This window comes from Streptomyces sp. NPDC056883 (assembly GCF_042788835.1).
In the GTDB taxonomy this organism is placed as follows: Bacteria; Actinomycetota; Actinomycetes; order Streptomycetales; family Streptomycetaceae; genus Streptomyces; species Streptomyces stoeckheimensis.
In genome coordinates this window covers 361,544-379,239 of the sequence record NZ_JBHUBS010000007.1, presented here as the reverse complement: position 1 = coordinate 379,239, position 17,696 = coordinate 361,544, and the positions used below count along the sequence as shown (strand labels likewise).

General features: G+C 68.3%; 13 protein-coding genes. 3 read left to right on the top strand and 10 right to left on the bottom strand.

Features of this window, described 5'->3' with window-relative positions; all coding sequences use genetic code 11:
- Positions 1–62: 62 nt before the first annotated feature.
- Positions 63–1,130, top strand: coding sequence for an LCP family protein (locus ACFRU2_RS20345; RefSeq protein ID WP_382973909.1), 1,068 nt, complete (start codon positions 63–65; stop codon positions 1,128–1,130).
- Between the two features lie 52 nt (positions 1,131–1,182).
- Here ACFRU2_RS20345 and ACFRU2_RS20340 read toward each other — a convergent pair whose 3' ends face one another.
- From ACFRU2_RS20340 to ACFRU2_RS20310, 7 genes are all read right to left on the bottom strand, one after another.
- Positions 1,183–1,698, bottom strand: coding sequence for a GNAT family N-acetyltransferase (locus ACFRU2_RS20340; RefSeq protein ID WP_382973906.1), 516 nt, complete (start codon positions 1,696–1,698; stop codon positions 1,183–1,185).
- A gap of 22 nt (positions 1,699–1,720) precedes the next feature.
- On the bottom strand, positions 1,721–3,235 hold the full coding sequence (locus ACFRU2_RS20335) for an amino acid permease (RefSeq protein ID WP_382973904.1): 1,515 nt from the start codon (positions 3,233–3,235) through the stop codon (positions 1,721–1,723).
- 101 nt (positions 3,236–3,336) lie between these two features.
- Positions 3,337–5,253 carry a 1-deoxy-D-xylulose-5-phosphate synthase gene (gene dxs / locus ACFRU2_RS20330; RefSeq protein ID WP_382973901.1) on the bottom strand — a complete coding sequence of 639 codons (1,917 nt, stop codon included), beginning with the start codon at positions 5,251–5,253 and terminating at the stop codon, positions 3,337–3,339.
- Between the two features lie 252 nt (positions 5,254–5,505).
- Positions 5,506–6,777, bottom strand: coding sequence for a sugar ABC transporter permease (locus ACFRU2_RS20325; RefSeq protein WP_382973898.1), 1,272 nt, complete (start codon positions 6,775–6,777; stop codon positions 5,506–5,508).
- Positions 6,774–7,562, bottom strand: coding sequence for an ATP-binding cassette domain-containing protein (locus ACFRU2_RS20320; protein WP_112447331.1), 789 nt, complete (start codon positions 7,560–7,562; stop codon positions 6,774–6,776). The genes ACFRU2_RS20325 and ACFRU2_RS20320 overlap by 4 nt, the downstream gene beginning before the upstream one ends.
- Before the next feature lie 165 nt (positions 7,563–7,727).
- The gene (locus ACFRU2_RS20315) at positions 7,728–8,831 is read right to left on the bottom strand and encodes a substrate-binding domain-containing protein (protein ID WP_250742056.1); all 1,104 of its coding nucleotides are present in this window, start codon (positions 8,829–8,831) and stop codon (positions 7,728–7,730) included.
- 130 nt (positions 8,832–8,961) lie between these two features.
- The gene (locus ACFRU2_RS20310) at positions 8,962–10,176 is read right to left on the bottom strand and encodes an ROK family protein (RefSeq protein WP_382973896.1); all 1,215 of its coding nucleotides are present in this window, start codon (positions 10,174–10,176) and stop codon (positions 8,962–8,964) included.
- 600 nt (positions 10,177–10,776) lie between these two features.
- Between ACFRU2_RS20310 and mgtA the strand changes: the two genes are divergently transcribed.
- A complete protein-coding gene (mgtA, locus tag ACFRU2_RS20305; RefSeq protein WP_382973894.1) occupies positions 10,777–13,497 on the top strand; it encodes a magnesium-translocating P-type ATPase in 2,721 nt (906 codons plus the stop codon).
- A gap of 33 nt (positions 13,498–13,530) precedes the next feature.
- On the top strand, positions 13,531–14,262 hold the full coding sequence (locus tag ACFRU2_RS20300) for an MgtC/SapB family protein (protein ID WP_382973891.1): 732 nt from the start codon (positions 13,531–13,533) through the stop codon (positions 14,260–14,262).
- Here the strand turns inward: ACFRU2_RS20300 and ACFRU2_RS20295 are convergent.
- The 3 genes from ACFRU2_RS20295 to ngcE are packed head-to-tail and all read right to left on the bottom strand — an operon-like array spanning position 14,255 to position 17,636.
- Entirely contained in the window at positions 14,255–15,184 is a 930-nt protein-coding gene (locus ACFRU2_RS20295; protein WP_375950674.1) for a carbohydrate ABC transporter permease, read from the bottom strand. The two genes, ACFRU2_RS20300 and ACFRU2_RS20295, sit on opposite strands and share 8 nt — an antisense overlap.
- Positions 15,185–15,196: 12 nt before the next feature.
- Entirely contained in the window at positions 15,197–16,141 is a 945-nt protein-coding gene (locus ACFRU2_RS20290; protein WP_250742061.1) for a carbohydrate ABC transporter permease, read from the bottom strand.
- A 43-nt stretch (positions 16,142–16,184) separates the two neighbouring features.
- On the bottom strand, positions 16,185–17,636 hold the full coding sequence (gene ngcE / locus ACFRU2_RS20285) for an N-acetylglucosamine/diacetylchitobiose ABC transporter substrate-binding protein (RefSeq protein ID WP_382973889.1): 1,452 nt from the start codon (positions 17,634–17,636) through the stop codon (positions 16,185–16,187).
- Between the last annotated feature and the right edge of the window lie 60 nt (positions 17,637–17,696).

Below are 17,696 nucleotides of genomic sequence, written 5' to 3'. Positions count from 1 at the left end.
AGCGGCATCCGGCCACCCTTGCCCGCTGCCCTCCGACCCAGGGCCCCGAGGATTCGAGCAGTATGACCCAAGACACCACCGTACGCAGTCGTCGGCGAACCACGGGGCGCGGGGTGCGTCCGCGCAGACGACGCGTCCTGAGGATCGTCCTGCTCGTACTGGTTCTGTTGCTGCTCGGCGCCGCCGGCACCGGCTGGTGGGCATACAACCACCTCAACGGGAACATCGACAGTGTCGACCTGGACCAGGCGATCGGTGTCGACAACCGGCCGGCGAAGGTCCCGGACAGCGGGCAGAACATCCTGGTGCTCGGCTCCGACTCGCGCGCCGGCGCCAACGGCGAGCTCGACCACGGCGATGTCAGCGGCTCCCGCTCGGACACCAACATGCTGGTGCACATACCCGAGGGCCGTAAGAAGGCCACCGCGATCAGCATCCCCCGCGACACCCTCGTGACCCGGCCCGAGTGCAAGGACGAGAAGGGCAAGACGATCGCCGGCGCGAACCGCGTCATGATCAACAGCGTCATCGGCACCGGTGGTCCGGCCTGTGTCGTCAAGACCGTCGAGCAGATGTCCGGCATCCGCGTCGACCACCTCGTGAAGGTGGAGTTCGCCGGCTTCAAGGAGCTGGTGGACGCCCTCGGCGGCGTGGACGTGACCATCGACAAGCCCATCAAGGGCGGCCTCAACCTCGACGCGGGCACGCACCGCCTCAACGGCACGGACTCGCTCAAGTTCGTTCGCACCCGCCACGGTTACGGGGACGGCAGCGACCTCGGGCGCATCGACCTCCAGCAGAAGTTCATGATCGCGATGCTGTCCGAGATCAAGAAGCAGGACGCGCTCAGCAACCCGGCCCGGCTCTACAAGCTCGCCGACGCCGGCACCAAGGCGCTGACCACGGACGCCGAACTCGACTCCCTCAAGGGCCTGTCGGACTTCGCCCAGAGCATGAAGGGCGTGGATCCGGAGACCATGGAGACGATCATGCTTCCGGTCGCCTACGACAAGATCGACAAGAACCGCGTGGTCGCCGTGGAGCCGCAGACCGGCCAGCTGTGGGACGCCCTGCGCAAGGACGAGCCGATCCCCGCCTCGGCGAAGAAGTCCCCCGCCACCGGCGGCTGACCGCCCCCGCTTCGTAGCCCCGGCCCCCGATGGGGGCCGGGGCTCGTCGGCGTTACGAGCCGTCGCCGCGCAGCACCGCGCGCCAGTCACTGCTCGCGTGCCACTGCCCCGGCGGGTACTCGAACCGCACCTCTCCGAGGAGTGCGAACCCGGCCGCGCGGCACACCGCGTTGGACGCCGCGTGCTCGACGGACGGGAAGGCGTGCAGGTGGCGGCGGGTGCCGTGGACGCCCGCGTGGGCGACGAGCGCCCGGGCCGCGCGGGCCGCGAGCCCCCGGCCCTGGAACTCGGGGAGGATGCCCCAGCCGGTTTCATAGACCTCCTCGTCCTGCCAGACCCGTTCCCAGAAGCCGATGCTGCCCACGGTCTCCCCGTCGGCCACGACCCGGAACATCCGCCCGGCCCCCGGCTCCCGGGCGCTCAGCGCCAGGTAACGCCGGTGGCGGTCCCTGAGCTTGGCCTCGGTCTCCGGGCCGCCCAGGTGCTCCGTCATGGCCGGCTCGTTCTTGCGCAGCAGCAGCCAGAAGTCGTCTTCCGCCCAGGGTTCCAGTCCTACGGTGATCTCCATGCCCTCACCGTACGCAGGAGGCTCAGCGGCCTTCCCGAGCAGGGTTGGCCGTCATTCCCTCGCCCCGGCCCAGCCGGCTGTGCTGCTTCCCGTAGAGGAAGTAGACGACGAAGCCGAGCACCATCCAGATCCCGAAGCGCAGCCAGGTCTCGGCCGGCAGGTTCAGCATCAGCCAGACCGATGCGGCGATCGACACGATGGGCACGAACGGCACCCACGGGGTGCGGAAGGACCGGTGCAGGTCGGGCCGGGTGCGGCGCAGGACCATCACGCCGAGCGCGACGACGACGAAGGCGAAGAGGGTGCCGATGTTCACCAGGGTCGCCAGCTCGTTGATGCTGGTGAACCCGGCGACGATGGCGATGATGACGCCGAGCAGGATCGTCGGCCGGTACGGCGTACGGAACTTCGGGTGGGTCCGCGAGAAGAAGCGCGGCAGCAGGCCGTCGCGGCTCATCGCGAAGAACACACGGGTCTGGCCGAGGAGCAGGATCATGCACACGGTGGTCAGGCCCACGGCGGCGCCGAAGCTGATGATGCCTCCGAAGACCGGATGGCCGGCGGATTTGAAGGCGTCGGCCAGCGGGGCGCTGACGGAGAGCTCCTTGTAGTTCTGCATGCCGGTCACCACGATCGACACCGCCACGTAGAGCACGGTGCAGATGATCAGCGAGCCGAGGATGCCGCGCGGCATGTCCCGCTGCGGGAGCTTGGTCTCCTCGGCGGCGGTGGCCACCACGTCGAAGCCGATGAAGGCGAAGAAGACCACGGAGGCGGCGGTGAAGATGCCCATGACGCCGAAGTTGGTGGGGTCGTAGCCGAAGAGCAGCTGGACGAGCGGGGCATCCAGTCCGGAGCCGCCCTTCTGCGGTTCGGCCGGCGGGATGAACGGCGTGTAGTTGGACTTCGTGATGAAGAACAGGCCCGCGATGATCACGATGAGCACCACCGTGACCTTGATCGCGACGACCACCGCGGTGATCCGCGCGGACAGCTTCACCCCGACGACCAGGATCACGGTCAGCACCAGGACCAGCAGGAAGGCGAGCAGGTCGAAGTGGCCGCCCGGAACGTCCGGCCCCTGGAGGGAGGCGGGCAGGTGGACGCCCGCGTTGTCCATGAGCGAGCGGACGTACCCCGACCAGCCGACGGCGACGACCGCGGTGCCGAGCGCGAACTCCAGCACGAGGTCCCAGCCGATGATCCAGGCGGGCAGCTCGCCGATCGAGGCGTACGAGAAGGTGTACGCGGATCCGGCCACCGGGACGGTCGAGGCGAACTCGGCGTAGCACAGGGCGGCCAGCGCGCACACGATGCCGGCGGCGACGAACGCGAGGGCCGTGGAGGGTCCGGCGGTCTCCTTGGCGACCTTGCCCGTGAGGACGAAGATGCCGGTGCCGATGATGACGCCGACGCCGAAGACGGTGAGGTCCCAGGAGGAGAGCGACTTCTTGAGCTGGTGTTCCGGCTCTTCCGTGTCGAGGATCGACTGCTCGACCGACTTGGTACGGAAGGGACCGTTCAGGTTCCTACTCACCGACGCACCTCCGCAGGAGAGACCGCATCGAAACGAAACGGGCCGGAAGGCCCACCCTCCAAGGGTGACCCTCCCGGCCCGTGACGTGCAACCGCAGATGATCAGTCGACGGCGGCGGCCGGCTCGCTGTCGTAGCGCCCGTCCAGCTTGGCCACCAGGCCGGTGACCTGCCGCGCGATGTCCGGGGCGGTCAGACCGATCTCGGCCATGACCTCCTTGCGCGTGGCGTGGTCCAGGAAGCGCTGCGGAATCCCGAAGTCACGCAGCGGTACGTCGACGCCCGCGTCCCGCAGTGCCTGCGCGACGGCGGAGCCCACGCCACCGGCGCGGCTGTTGTCCTCGACGGTGACCACCACGCGGTGGCGGTCGGCGAGCGGGGCCAGGGCCTCGTCCACCGGCTTGACCCAGCGGGGGTCGACCACGGTCGTGGAGATGCCCTGCTTGTCGAGCAGGTCGGCGATCTCCAGGCACATCGGGGCGAGTGCGCCGACCGAGACGAGCAGTACGTCCGGCCGGGTGACCTCGTCGGCCGGACGGCGCAGCACGTCCATGCCGCCGATCCTGCCGACGGCCGGGACCGCCGGGCCGACGACGCCCTTGGAGAAGCGCACGACCGTCGGCGCGTCCTTCACCAGGACGGCCTCGTTCAGCTGGGCGCGCAGCTGCTCGGCGTCGCGCGGGGCGGCCAGGCGCAGGCCCGGGACCACCTGGAGGATGGACATGTCCCACATGCCGTTGTGGGAGGCGCCGTCGGTTCCGGTGACACCGGCGCGGTCCAGGACGAAGGTGACCCCGCACTTGTGCAGGGCCACGTCCATCAGGACCTGGTCGAAGGCGCGGTTGAGGAAGGTCGCGTAGACCGCGAAGACCGGGTGGGCGCCGCCGGAGGCCAGGCCCGCCGCCGAGGTGGCGCCGTGCTGCTCGGCGATGCCGACGTCGAAGATCCGGTCCGGGTAGGCGTCGGCGAACTTCTTCAGGCCGACGGGCTGGAGCATGGCCGCGGTGATGGCGACGATGTCCTTGCGCTCCCGGCCGAGCTTGACCATCTCGTCGGCGAAGACGGAGGTCCAGCTGGCGGCGTCGGTGGAGACGGGCAGGCCGGTGTCCGGGTGGATCACGCCGACCGCGTGGAAGCGGTCCGCCTCGTCCTGGACGGCCGGCTCGTAGCCGCGGCCCTTCTGGGTGAGGCAGTGCACGATGACCGGGCCGCTGAAGCGCTTGGCGCGCTGGAGGGCCGATTCCAGGGCCTCGATGTCGTGGCCGTCGATGGGGCCGATGTACTTCAGGCCCAGGTCCTCGAACATGCCCTGCGGGGCGATGAAGTCCTTGAGGCCCTTCTTGGCGCCGTGCAGGGTCTCGTAGAGGGGCTTCCCGACGACCGGGGTGCGCTCCAGGAGGTCCTTGCCGCGGGCCAGGAAGCGCTCGTAGCCGTCCGTGGTGCGCAGGGTGGCCAGGTGGTTCGCGAGGCCGCCGATGGTGGGGCCGTACGAGCGCTCGTTGTCGTTGACGACGATCACCAGGGGGCGGTCCTTGGCGGCCGCGATGTTGTTCAGCGCCTCCCAGGCCATGCCGCCGGTGAGGGCTCCGTCGCCGATGACCGCCGCGACGTGGTGGTCCTCCTTGCCGAGCACCTCGTTGGCCTTCGCGAAGCCGTCGGCCCAGCCCAGCACGGTGGACGCGTGCGAGTTCTCGATCACGTCGTGCTCGGACTCGGCGCGGGAGGGGTAGCCCGACAGGCCGCCCTTCGTGCGCAGGCCCGCGAAGTTCTGGCGGCCGGTGAGCAGCTTGTGCACGTAGGCCTGGTGGCCGGTGTCGAAGAGGACCTTGTCCTTGGGCGAGTCGAAGACCCTGTGCAGAGCGATCGTCAGCTCGACGACACCGAGGTTGGGGCCGAGGTGCCCGCCGGTCTTGGAGACGGCGTCGACGAGGAAGGTCCTGATCTCTGCGGCGAGCTGATCCAGCTCCTCCTGGCTGAGCCGGTCCAGATCGCGCGGTCCCTTGATGCGGGTCAGCAGCACCCGTGCCTCCTTGCAGTCGCTTGCTGGTCTGCCGAGTCTAATCTTCGCCGGTTGGGCGTCGTTAAAGCGCGGTCCCAGTCAGGTCACACCTTTGTCATACCTGTACACATCAGTACGGAGTCACACCCCCCAAAAGGGGGAATACCCGTACATTCACACGTACACGCCTACGCACAGGTGCCCGGCACCACAGGAAGTGGCACCGGGCACTGTGACGGTTCTTACCGCCGTGTCACGCTCCGCTCACGCCGGTCAGGCGCGCCCGGCCGTCTTCTGCGTCTTGCGGGTGACCGAGTCGATCACCACGGTGGCGAGGAGGACCGCGCCGGTGATCATGTACTGGATCGGCGTCGCGATTCCCTCCAGGGCCAGACCGTACTGGATGGAGGTGATGACCATGACGCCGAGGAGGGCGTTCCAGGTCCGGCCGCGGCCGCCGAAGAGGCTGGTGCCGCCGATGACGGCCGCCGCGATCACGTTCATCAGCAGGTCGCCGGCGCCGGCGCTCTGGTTGGCCGCTGCGATCTTGGAGGCCCAGAAGAGGCCGCCGATCGCCGCGAAGGTGCCGGCGATCGCGAAGACCGTGATCCGGACCCGGTTGACGTTGATGCCGGCGCGCCGGGAGGCCTCGACGCTGCCGCCGAGGGCGAAGACCTGGCGGCCGAAGGTGGTGCGCCGCAGGACGAAGTCCGTGCCGACCAGGGCCAGCAGGAAGAGCACGATCGCCAGCGGCAGGCCCTTGTACTGGTTGAAGACGAAGGCCGGACCGAAGGTGAACACGGCGAGGAGCCCGGTGCGCAGCAGGATCTCGCCGAGCGGGCGGGAGGGGACCCCTGCGGCGGCGCGGCGCCTGTTGTCGGAGAACGTGGCGAGGAAGTACCCCACCACCGCGAGGGCGGCGAGCCCGTAGCCGACGGCCACGTCCGAGAAGAAGTACGTGGTCAGCTGCCCGACCACACCCTCGGAGTCGAGGTTGATCGTGCCGTTGCTGCCCAGGATCTGCAGCATGGCGCCGGACCAGAAGAGCAGGCCCGAAAGGGTGACGGCGAAGGCCGGGGCGCCGATCTTGGCGAAGAAGAAGCCGTGGAGGGAGCCGATCAGGGCACCTCCGGCGATCGCCGCGAGGATGGACAGCCATTCGTTGACGCCGTTGGTGACCGAGAGGACGGCCACGATCGCGCCCGAGACGCCGCTGACCGAGCCGACCGAGAGGTCGATCTCGCCGAGCAGCAGGACGAAGATGATGCCGACCGCCATCATGCCGGTGGCCGTCATCGTGATCGCGATGTTGGTGAGGTTCTCGGCGCCGAGGAAGTTCGAGTTCAGCCCCTGGAAGATGCTCCAGATGATGATCAGGCCGAGGACGACGGGCACGGAGCCCAGGTCGCCGGCCTTCAGCTTGCGGCCGAACTCGTTCACGTACCCGGCGAGGCCCTGCTCGCGGACGAGCAGGCGGGGGTCCACGGCCGGGATGGCGTCGTGGGCGGCCGCCGGATTGACGGGGTCTATGTGCTGGGTGCTCACTTGCGGGCCTCCCCGGTGCGGGCCGCCCGGCGGGTCACGGCGTTGTCCGTGGCCCCGGTGATGGCGGAGATGATCTCTTCCTGCGACGTGTCCTTCACGGAGAAGACGCCGTTGTTGCGGCCCAGCCGCAGGACGGCCACCTTGTCGGCCACGGCCTTCACGTCGGCCATGTTGTGGCTGATGAGGATGACGGCGTGACCGCGCTCGCGCAGCCGCTCGACCAGGTCGAGCACCTGTGCGGTCTGCTCGACGCCGAGGGCGGCGGTGGGCTCGTCGAGGATCACGAGCTGGGGCTCGCCCAGCATGGAGCGGGCGATCGCCACGGTCTGGCGCTGACCGCCGGAGAGCGAGGCGATGGGAATGCGGACACTGGGGATCCGGATGGACAGGGTGGTCAGGAGCTCGCGTGCGCGCCGCTCCATCTCCACCTCGTCGAGGATGCCGCGGCGCTTGAGCTCGCGTCCCAGGAAGAGGTTGCCGACGACGTCGATGTTGTCGCACAGCGCGAGGTCCTGGTAGACCGTCGCGATGCCCAGGTTCTGAGCGTCGTGGGGCTTGGTGATCGAGACCGGACGGCCCTCCCACTCGATGACTCCGTCATCGATGGGGTGCACGCCGGCGATCGTCTTGACCAGCGTGGACTTACCGGCGCCGTTGTCGCCGACGAGGGCGACCACCTCGCCGGAGTGGATCTCGAGTTCTACGTCGGTGAGGGCCTGAACGGCACCGAACCGCTTCGAGACCCCTCGCAACGCCAGTACGGGCGCAGCGGACACATGAACCATCTCCTTGCCGCCTGACCGGCGGGGATGTCGTACAAAAAGAGCAGGACCACGGGGGAAAGCGAGAGAAACGTTTCTGTTCTGTCCGGCGCCCCGCCGGTGGCGGGATGGAGGCGGGAGCGCCGGACAGGCACGGGGGCCGGCTCGGGTGACCGAGCGGCGGGGGCCTTACTTCAGGCCGGCGGCGGCGCAGGCGGCCGCGTACTTGTCGGTGCAGATCTCGTCGACCGTGTAGACGTTGTCGCGGATGACGGTGTCCTTCACGTTCGCCTTGGTCAGCGAGACGACCGGGATCAGCAGGGACGGGACGCCCTTGGTGGTGGGGCTGTCGACCTTGGCGGTGGCCGTGGTCGCGATCGGCTCACCCTTGGCGAGGGCGACGGCCATCTTCGCGGCGGCCTCGGCCTCGGGGGCGTACGGCTTGTAGACGCTCATGAACTGCTCGCCCGCGACGATCCGCTGCACACCGGCGAGTTCGGCGTCCTGGCCCGTGACGGGGGGCAGGGGGGACACGCCGGCCGCCTTGAGGGCGGTGATGATGCCGCCGGCCATGCCGTCGTTGGCGGAGTAGACGCCGATGACCTTGTCCTTGCCGAGCGCCGAGAGGGCGGCCGCCATGTTGGTGTTGGCGTTCTCCGGCTTCCACTCGACGGTGTCGTACTCCTTGCCGACGTTCACGTTGCCGTCGAGGACGGAGTGCGCGCCCTTCTTGAACAGCGCGGCGTTCGGGTCGGTGACGGAGCCGTTCATCATGACGATCTGGCCGTCCTTGGCCTTGGCGCCCAGGGCCTCCAGGAGCGCCTTGCCCTGGACCTTGCCGACCTCTTCGTTGTCGAAGGAGGTGTAGGCGTCGATCGGGCCCTCGGCGAGGCGGTCGTAGGCCACGACCGGGATGCCGGCCTCCTTGGCCTTCTTGACCGAGCCGGCGATGGCCTTGGAGTCCACCGCGTCGATGATCAGGACGTTCACCTTGTTGGTGATCATCGTGTCGACCTGCGAGTTCTGCGTGGTCGCGTCCTGCTTGGCGTTGGCGTAGACGACCTCGCCCTTGCCCGCGGTCAGGTCCTTGACCGCCTTCTCGATGAGCGGCTTGTCGAACTTCTCGTAACGCGCGGTCTGGTTCTCCGGCAGGAGCAGCCCGACCTTGATCGCGCCGCCCTTGACCGCGCCGGTGGCGTTGTCCTTCTTGTCCCCGGACTCCTTCGCGCTGCCACAAGCGGCGAGCGAGACGGCCATGGTTCCGGCGGCAACGGCGACGGCAACTCTGCGCATACGCGTGTTCATTACTTGAACCTCCCTGACGAGGCCGCAGCACTGCGGCCGAGGTGGATGTGAGTCAACCCCGGCCGCGAGTTTGTCGTCAAGGAGTGAATGCTTAACGAGATGACAACGACGCCATTCGTTATCTAGCTGAAGACAAGACGGCGGGAGCTCGCACTCCACTTCCATTTTCCGCCAAAAGCGTCGAATCGCCCATCTCGCTCAGTACGAGGGCCAGCGCCCCCAGCACCTCGGCGCGCCCGCCCAGCGACCCCGTGAGCACCGACAACTGCCTGGCCGCACTGGGGATCGCGTACCTCCCCACGGATTCACGGATGGGAGCCAGCACCAGTTCACCCGCGTCCGCGAGCGAGCCGCCCAGGACCACCCGGCTCGGGTTCAGGAGGTTGCACAGGCTGGCCACGCCGCTGCCGATGTGACGGCCCACGTCCGTGATGACCCGACGGCAGCCGGGGTCCCCGTCGCGGGCCAGCTCCACCACCCGTTCCATCGTCAACTCCGGTCCGTGGCTGCCCTGCAGGAGCGGCAGCACGTACCGGGCGGCGGCGAAGGTCTCCAGGCAGCCGCGGTTGCCGCAGCGGCAGACCGGACCCGATTCGTCCAGCGTGATGTGCCCGATCTCGCCCGCGGTGCCGCCGGGTCCGCGGTAGATCTGGCCGTTGATGACCAGCCCCGCGCCGACGCCGCTGGCGACCTTGATGTAGGCCAGGTCCTTCACTCCCCGGCCGCTCCCCCAAACGAGTTCACCGAGGGCTCCGAGGTTCGCGTCGTTGTCCACGTAGACCGGTACGCCCAGGCGCTGCGAGAGCTCGCGCCGCGGGTTGATCCCGGCCCAGCCCGGCAGGATCGCGGTGGACCCGAGGGTGCCGGACTCCACGTCGATGGGGCCCGGCACGCCGAGCCCGACGCCGATGATCTTGTCGCGGCCGATCCCGATGCCCTCGACGAGCCGTCCCACCAGGGATTCCGCCCGGTCGAAGCCGTCGACCCAGGAGGCGTCCACGTCCAGCGGCTCGGACTCCTCGGCCAGCACCTGGTGCGCCAGGTTCCCCACCGCCACCCGCAGGTGGGTGTGGCCGAAGTCGACGCCGATCACGATGCCGGCGTCCCCACTGAGCGAGACGCTGCGCGCCCGCCTGCCCCCGGCGGAGGTGTCCGTGACCTCGACGGTCCCGGCCTCCTTGAGCTCCCGGACGATATTGGAGACCGTGGCCGCCGACAGTCCGGTGCTCCGGGCGATCTCCGCCTGGGTCAGCGAACCGGCGAGCCGTACCGCCCGTACGACGCGCTCCAGATTGGCGCGATGCAGTGAGGACTGCGATCCGGGAGTCTGCACGACTCATTCACTCCTGCCCATAAGCAACGGCAAGCCGTCGCCCCCCGGCCGGGGCCGTCAGCGGCTGCACGCTCCCACTGACACGAGACCCCGGCGTCTCTCCAACTTGTGAACCTTAAGTCGAGCCTTTGCGCCTCGCGACGTCAAGAGGCCGCCGCAGCACGAATCGGCCACTACCGGTCATAAGTATGAGAGAAACCTCCATCCTGATCGTGCTACGGTCGCCGTGGCGCTTGTCTCCGTGGCCTTCAATCGGCTTTCACGGCCCGACAGGGTGCCCTTCGCAATGACAGTGCTACGCAAGGAGGTGTTCGGGATGAGTCCCGATCGAAGTCCTTGCAGCGCTCTCTTCGGCTGAGCTCTCTGAGCGGCCGGTCTCTCTTCGAGTGTGCACGCCCGCGGCCCCGCGCCGCCTCCGTGCGTTTCTGCATTCACCTTCGTAACCCCTTCCGCACGCCCTGACGCTTCCGTCCGGCGCGCGTCATCCATGCCCACCGGCGTGCCTCGTGGCCGTACGTGCCACCGTGCGCCGACCCATGATCACTCCACGTGACCGTGCGGCTCCGCGCTGCCCGGACACCGTGGAGGGAGGTATTCGTCATGACCATGCTCACCCCCCGTACCCCCACGAAGCTCGCACCCCCGGGCCGGGCCCGCCGCGAGCGCAAGGCGGCCGAGCTGGAGGCCCGTACCCGGGCCGTCGGCGAGCGGCTCGCCGGGATCAGCGCCCGCTCGGGCGTCCAGGTCCTGCAGGAAGTGGATGCTTCCCGCAACGGCCTCACGCACACCGAGGCCGCACTGCGCCTGGAGCGCCACGGCTCCAACGTCATCGCCCAGGAGCGCGCCCCGCGCTGGTACGTCCAGCTGGCGAAGGCGTACGCGAACCCCTTCATCGCCGTCCTCGTCTTCCTGGCCGCCGTCATGTACTGGCAGGAGCCCGGCGACCCGGGCGTCGTCATCCTCTCGGTGATGGTCGGGATCAGCGGCCTGCTGCGCTTCTGGCAGGAGTACCGCTCGGGCCGGGCGGCCGACGCGCTCAAGCAGCTCGTCACCACCACCTGCGCGGTGCAGCGCCGGGCCGGCAGCGGCTCCGGACCGACCACCTTCGAGATCCCGATGGACCAGGTGGTCCCGGGTGACGTGGTCAAGCTGGGCGCCGGCGACCTGATCCCGGCCGACCTGCGGCTCATCACCGCCAAGGACCTGATGGTCGGCCAGGCCGCCCTGTCCGGGGAGTCCCTGCCGGTCGCCAAGGCCGACACCCGCACGGACGACCTCGGACAGAGCGACACCACCGACCCCGTCGAGGCCGACAACCTCTGCCTGATGGGCACGTCGGTGACCTCCGGCACCGCCACCGGACTGGTCGTCGCCACGGGCTCCGACACCTACTTCGGCTCGATGGCCGGCTCCCTGGTCGGCGAGCGCCCGGAGACCAACTTCGACACCGGGGTGCGCAAGGTCAGCTTCCTGCTGATCCGCTTCATGCTGGTGATGGTCCCCGTCGTCTTCATGATCAACGGCTTCACCAAGGGCGACTGGGAGGCCGCCTTCCTCCTCGGCATCGCCGTGGCGGTCGGTCTGACCCCCGAGATGCTGCCGATGGTCGTCTCCGCCAACCTGGCGCGCGGCGCGGTGGCCATGTCCAAGCGCAAGGTGGTCGTCAAGCGGCTCAACGCCATCCAGAACCTGGGCGCGATGGACGTGCTCTGCACGGACAAGACCGGCACCCTCACCGAGGACCGGATCGTCCTGGACCGCTACCTCGACGTGCACGGCGACGAGGACAACGAGGTCCTGGAGTACGGCTACCTCAACGCACACTTCCAGACGGGCCTGAAGAACCTGATGGACCAGGCGGTCATCGACCGCGTGGGCGAGGCCGAGGAGGTTGTCGTCGATGCTCGCTTCTCGATGGTCGACGAGATCCCCTTCGACTTCGCCCGGCGCCGGATGTCCGTGGTCCTGAACCGCAACAGCATCGTGGGCGGCGCCGGCCGGCCCGAGCACGTCATGATCACCAAGGGTGCCGTCGAGGAAGTCCTCGCCCTGTGCACCCACATGACGGACCGCGGGCAGAAGGTGGAGCTGACCGAACAGCTCCGGTGGCACGTCACCCGCATCGCCGAGGACAACAACCGCCAGGGCCTGCGCGTCCTGGCCGTCGCCACCCGCACGATGGACGGCGCGCGCTCCACCTACACGGTGGCCGACGAGGACCGGCTCACCCTGGTCGGCTTCCTCGCCTTCCTCGACCCGCCGAAAGCCGACGCCGCCCGGGCCCTGCAGGGCCTGGCCGACAAGGGCATCGCGGTCAAGGTGGTCACCGGCGACAACGAGCAGGTCGCCGCCCGGGTCTGCGCCGATGTCGGCCTCACGGTCGGCCACGTGGTGGGCGGCACCGAGATCGACGCCCTCGACGACGCCCAGCTGCGCGCGCTGGCCGCCCGTACGACGGTCTTCGCCAAGGTCAACCCGGTCCAGAAGGCCCGGATCGTACGGGCCCTGCAGGCCGACGGCCACACGGTCGGCTTCCTCGGCGACGGCATCAACGACGCGGCCGCGCTGCGCGACGCGGACGTCGGCATCTCGGTGGACACCGCCGTGGACATCGCCAAGGAGTCCGCCGACATCATCCTGCTGGAGAAGGACCTGACCGTCCTGGAGCAGGGCGTGATCCAGGGCCGGACCACCTTCGGCAACACGATCAAGTACATCAAGATGACGGCCAGTTCCAACTTCGGCAACGTCTTCTCGGTGCTGGTGGCGAGCGCCTTCATCCCGTTCCAGCCGATGCTGGCGATCATGCTGCTGGTGCAGAACCTGGTCTACGACATCGCCCAGCTGGCCACCCCGTGGGACCGCATGGACGAGGAGTACCTGCGCAAGCCGCGCAACTGGGACGCCAAGGGCATCGGCCGCTTCATGCTCTGCATCGGACCGATCAGCTCGATCTTCGACATCGCGATGTTCGTCATCATGTGGAACGTGTTCGCCGCCAACACCGAGGCGCACGCGGCGCTCTTCCAGTCCGGCTGGTTCATCGAGGGCCTGCTCTCGCAGACCCTGGTCGTCCACATGATCCGTACCCGCAAGATCCCCTTCATCCAGTCGCGGGCGTCCTGGCCGGTGATGGTGATGACCGTGCTCGCGGTGCTGACCGGGCTCTTCCTGCCCTTCTCGCCGCTGGCCGCCTCGCTGGGCTTCGTACCCCTGCCGGCGAGCTACTTCCCGTGGCTGATCGGCGTCCTGCTGGCGTACTGCACGCTCACGCAGCTGCTGAAGACCGTGTACATCCGCAAGTTCGGCACCTGGCTCTAAAGGTCCGCACGAAGAGAAGGAGGGAGAAGGCCGATGATGCTCACCGAATGGGAGATGGCCGGGCACCTGGTCGCTGCGCTCGGATTCGGGGCGGCCATCGGCCTGGAACGGCAGTGGCGGGCCCGGATGGCGGGCCTGCGGACCAACGCCCTGGTGGCGGGCGGGGCCGCGCTGTTCGTCCTGCTCTCGCAGTACGGGTTCATCAGCGAGGTCTCGGTGGTCCAGTACGACGGCTCGCGGGTCGCGGCGCAGATCGTCTCGGGGATCGGCTTCCTGGGCGCCGGCGTGATCATGCGCGACGGGCTGAGCGTGCGGGGCCTGAACACGGCCGCGACCCTGTGGTGTTCGGCGGCCGTGGGCTGCCTCGCGGGCACCGGGATGTTCGTCCTGGCGGCCTGCGGCACGGTGGGCGTGGTGGGGGCGAACCTCCTGCTGCGCCCGCTGGGCCGGCGGATGGACCGCGAGCCGGGGGGCGGGGCCGAGGTGGCCACCGACTTCCACTTCGAGGCCGTGTGCCTGGAGGCGGAGGAGGCCCACATCCGCCACCGGCTGGTCGACGCGCTGGGCCGGCCGGGCTACCAGCTGCGGTCGATCCGCAGCCAGGACGGCCCGGAGGCCGGCCTGGTGACGGTGTCCGCACTGCTGACCGCCGAGGGCGAGGGGGGCCGGATGCTCGAGGAAGCCGTCAGCAACCTCTCTCTCGACCCCTCCGTCTCGGCGGTCAGCTGGTCGGTGGTTCCCGACCCCTCCGCCACCGCTACTTGAGCGTGGCGGACGTCAGTCCGGCCTGGATCTGCCGCTGGAAGGACAGGTAGACCACCAGCATCGGGATCATCGCGATGGTCACACCGGCGAACAGCACCGGCAGGTCCGTCTCGTAGCCCATCTGGTACTGCAGCTGGATCAGGCCCTGGGTGAGCATGTAGCGCTCGGGGTCCGATCCGGTCTGCGGCTGCATCAGCACGGAGGGCAGGATGTACTGGTTCCACTGGCCCAGGACATTGAATATCCCGACGCTGATCAGGCCGGGCTTGGCCATCGGCAGCATCACCTGGAAGAAGATCCGGGTGTGGGAGGCCCCGTCGATCACCGCCGCCTCGTGCACGGCCGTCGGCAGCGTCCGGAAGAACGAGTGCATGAAGAAGACGGTGAACGGCATCGAGTACGCCACGTACACCAGGATCAGGCCCTGGTACGAGTTGAGCATGTCCAGCCGCTTCACCATGAAGAACAGCGGGACGAGCGCCAGGAAGACCGGGAACATGGCCCCGCTGACGAAGAAGTAGTAGATCGGCCGGTTGCCCCAGAAGGGGTAGCGGGCCAGGACGTACGCGGCCATCGAGCCGAGCAGCATCGTCAGCGGGACGGAGAACACCATCACGATCAGCGTGTTGGCGAAGTAGTCCCCGATGCCCTTGTCCCAGGCCCGCCCGAAGGCGTCGAAGTGCCAGTTGCTCGGCCAGCTCAGGGCCGAACTGCCGATCTGCACGTCGGTCTTGAAGGAGCCGAGCACCAGCCAGATCAGCGGCAGGACGATCAGTATCCCCCACACGGCGAGGAAGCCGTGCGAGAAGACGTTGAGCACCATGCCGTCGGAACCGCTCTTGCTCTTTCCGCGGGGCTGCCCGGTGGCGGCGGAGCGCTTCTCGGCCGCCGCCTCGCCCGGTGCTTTGATCACAGTGGTCATCGTGGTCTCCCGCTAGAACTCGACGTGCTCGCGGCGAGTGGCCCGCAGCGTGATGGCGGAGAGGATCAGGGTCAGGGCGAGCATGACGACCCCCATGGCGCAGGCGTAGCCGGCCTGGCCGAAGTAGAGGAAGTTGCGCATCAGCACCGTCGCCATGACCTCGCTGTGGTGGTCCGGTCCGCCGCCGAACTGGCCCGAGGTCATGGTCGACACGAGGACGAACATGTCCATCGCGGCGATGCCCAGATAGACCGCGGAGGTCTGCACAGAATCCCACAGCAGGGGCAGCGTGACCTTGAAGAAGGTCTGGGCGCGCCCCGCGCCGTCGAGCAGTGCGGCTTCGTAGATGTCCTTGGGGACCGACTGCATGGCCGCCGAGAACAGCACGAGGTAGAAACCGACCCCGTGCCAGACGACGACGAGCAGCAGGCACCAGAGGACGAAGTTGGGCTCGTTGAGCCATTCGATGGGGTGCGCCGGGTCGACCAGGCCCAGTTTGGTGAGGAAACCGTTCAGCAGGCCCCCCTCGTCACTGCGGTACACGGCTCCGAAGAGCACCGCGAGGATGGCGAGGGAGAGCACCTGCGGGAAGAAGTAGATCACCTTGTAGAGGGCGGAGCCCGCCACCCCCTGGACCCCGCCCGCTCCGCTGCGCCCGCCGGCGTTCAGCATGAAGGCGAAGAACAGGGAGATCAGGATGGTGACCGTCGGGACGAACACCAAGAGCAACAGGTTGTGCAGCAGTGCGCCGCCGAAGACCTCGTCCTTCATCAAGGCCGAGTAGTTGTCCAGCCCGACGAAGTCGAAAGTCGGTGACTGACCCGTCCAGTTGGTGAAGGAATAGCCGAACGTCTGAATGTACGGCCAGATGACAAAGGTCAGGTACAGCGCAAGGGGCAGGATGAGGAAGCCGGCGATGAAGCCGCCCCGCCCCTTGCTGTTTGCTACGTGGCTCATGGTGTCCGTCCCTGGTGTTTCCGGATGCCCGGTGGACGCGGTGTCAGCTGCGCTTGTTGTTCTTGGCGTTCGGGTCCTCGGTCGCCTTGTTTACCGCAGCCTGGGCCCGCTTGATCCATTCCTTGGGCTGGATGCGCTTGGCCATCAGCTCATTGGACGCGTTCTCGAGCTCGGTGCCCATCGCGCTGTACCAGTCGGAGTAGCGGTAGTTGAACGTGTTGTCGCCGGCCGACTTGAGGGCGGCGACGGCCGACTGGGTGCCCGGGCGGAGCTTGACCGCCGGGTCCACGCCGTCCTTGAGGACGGTGAGGGAGTTGGCCTGCTGGGCGAAGAGGGTCGACCACTCGCGGGACAGCATCGAGCGGAGGAACTCCAGGCCGCCGGCCTTGTTGGCGGCCTTCTCCGGGACGATGAAGGGCTCGCCGGCGCCGGCGCGGATGGCCTCGAACGGCAGCTTGGAGCCGGGCAGCACCGGCATCGGCAGGAACTGCATGTCGAAGTCTTCCGGGGTCTGCTTGAGCTGCTCGTTCTCCAGCCAGGAGCCGGAGGTGATGAAGGCGGCCTTGTACTGGTTCCACTGGGTCTGGGACTCGGTGTGCGTCAGGCCGTTGGTGCCCGGCATGAGCAGGTCCTTCTCGACCAGCTCGTAGACCGCCTCGACGGCCTCCAGCGCGACCGGGTTGTCCGCGAAGGCGTTCGGCTCGAGGTTGTCGATCGCCTTCATGGCATCCAGGCCGCCCTTCTTGGCGATCAGGTCCATGATGGCGACGTTGATGTAGTAGGGGTACTTGCCCTGGTGGGCCAGACCGCCGATGCCGGCCGCCTTGGCCTTCTGACAGATGTCCATGAACTCGGCCCAGGTCTTCGGCGCGGTCCAGCCCTTCTCCTTGAAGAGCTTGCCCGAGTACCACAGACCCCACACGGTGTAGACGTACTGCAGGGCGACGAACTTGCCGCCGATCATGCCGCCTTCGATGGTCCCGGGCATCAGCGTGTCCCGGACCTTCTTGCTCGGGTCGTCGAGCGACGGGGCGTCGAGGACCACGGTGAGGTCGGCGAGCTGGTTGCCCTTGGCGAGCACGTCCAGCTTGATCTGCTGGGCGCCCGAGTCGTCGACGACGTCCGGCGGGTTGCCGCCGTTGAAGCGCGGCTGCAGCTTGGAGGTGATCTCCTGGGTGGCGAGGTGCGAGGAAGTGGTGCCCCACTTCTTGTCGAACGCCGCTTCCCAGGCCTTGGCGTAGTCGTCGCCGTAGCCGCCCTTGAAGACGACCACGTCGAGCTTGCCGCCCTTGGCAACGCCGAACGGGTTCTCCTTGGTGGCGGTCACCTTGGACTCGTTGCCCTTGGTCGTCTCGTCCGAGCCGGAGGCGCAGGCGGACAGGAAGCTCATCGTCGGTACCGCGATGAGGCCGAGTGCCGCGGAGCGCTTGATCAGGTCCCGGCGGCCGAAGCCCTCACCGTTGCTGTGCTCGCCGTGGGCGGAGGTGGATCCCATGCTCAAGTCCTCGCCTTCGTCAGGAGTGTGAAGGAGGAAGGAAAGTGCGACTGCTGCCGC

Excerpts from the sequence above, each read along its gene's own strand:
- ACFRU2_RS20345 (WP_382973909.1), top strand. The coding sequence starts at position 63 with ATGACCCAAGACACCACCGTACGCAGTCGTCGGCGAACCACGGGGCGC.
- ACFRU2_RS20340 (WP_382973906.1), bottom strand. The coding sequence starts at position 1,698 with ATGGAGATCACCGTAGGACTGGAACCCTGGGCGGAAGACGACTTCTGG.
- ACFRU2_RS20320 (WP_112447331.1), bottom strand. The coding sequence starts at position 7,562 with ATGGTTCATGTGTCCGCTGCGCCCGTACTGGCGTTGCGAGGGGTCTCG.
- ACFRU2_RS20315 (WP_250742056.1), bottom strand. The coding sequence starts at position 8,831 with ATGCGCAGAGTTGCCGTCGCCGTTGCCGCCGGAACCATGGCCGTCTCG.
- mgtA (WP_382973894.1), top strand. The coding sequence starts at position 10,777 with ATGACCATGCTCACCCCCCGTACCCCCACGAAGCTCGCACCCCCGGGC.
- ACFRU2_RS20300 (WP_382973891.1), top strand. The coding sequence starts at position 13,531 with ATGATGCTCACCGAATGGGAGATGGCCGGGCACCTGGTCGCTGCGCTC.
- ACFRU2_RS20295 (WP_375950674.1), bottom strand. The coding sequence starts at position 15,184 with ATGACCACTGTGATCAAAGCACCGGGCGAGGCGGCGGCCGAGAAGCGC.
- ACFRU2_RS20290 (WP_250742061.1), bottom strand. The coding sequence starts at position 16,141 with ATGAGCCACGTAGCAAACAGCAAGGGGCGGGGCGGCTTCATCGCCGGC.
- ngcE (WP_382973889.1), bottom strand. The coding sequence starts at position 17,636 with ATGGGATCCACCTCCGCCCACGGCGAGCACAGCAACGGTGAGGGCTTC.